This window comes from Pseudomonas khavaziana, from assembly GCF_019145205.1.
In the GTDB taxonomy this organism is placed as follows: Bacteria; Pseudomonadota; Gammaproteobacteria; order Pseudomonadales; family Pseudomonadaceae; genus Aquipseudomonas; species Aquipseudomonas khavaziana.
On the sequence record NZ_JAHSTT010000044.1, the window covers coordinates 1 to 751 of the forward strand.

Annotated in this window: 1 protein-coding gene; it reads left to right on the forward strand. The window is 45.4% G+C overall.

Annotated features, from left to right (window positions below; all coding sequences use genetic code 11):
• The coding region (locus tag KVH01_RS29430; protein ID WP_217883799.1) for a hypothetical protein at positions 1-751 on the forward strand (751 nt) is incomplete at both ends.

Sequence of the window (751 nt, forward strand, 5' to 3'; positions counted from 1 at the left end):
GACGAAGCTGCCCCTTAAGACCGGTGGCGGCCTTGAGGTGTATTACGGTGTAGATGGTCAAATGTATTCGGAGGATGGCGCGCGCTTAGCGCCGGATGAGCATCTTTACGATGCGGTCGATAATCATGATCTTGGATTAGTTGGAAGCGCCAGAAAGAGTTCGGAGTTTTATTCTGGAGGAGATTTTGCGCCTCCTAAAGGTGCTTATCTCTTAGAATATATTCTTAATATTCATCGGCCAGATGGTAGAGAATATAGTCCAGACTTCGCCTTTGAATTGTATTTTTTCAATGGTCTGATTTATTGTCGCGAAAGAAATTTGTCTGCTCCATCCAATAAGGTCTTTCAGATAGGCTCGTATGATGGCGATACCCTACGTGGCGACTTCGATGCACTCCGTCAATTGGTTAAGGAAAGCAGCCATCCTGAGGCTGTGATAGACGATGATGTTTTTTCGTCGCTACAGGATTGGGTGAATCATTCCGACTGGCCGGGAATTTACGAGATGAGAGACCGAGCGAGGCAGTTCTCCAATTTCGGCAGCGCTATAAAAAACATCATTGATGCGGTTCCAACTAATTTAAAAGCTCGGAAAGAAATAATAGAAGGTATTCGACAGATAGTTTTCAGCTATGATCCTAATTTCGATTTGCGGCGCGCTGCAGCACAGGTGATGGCAAAGTACTCTGTAGCTGATGTTCATTTGGCCGATCAATCGGGTGATGAGGCGAATGTTTACGATACTACCGAT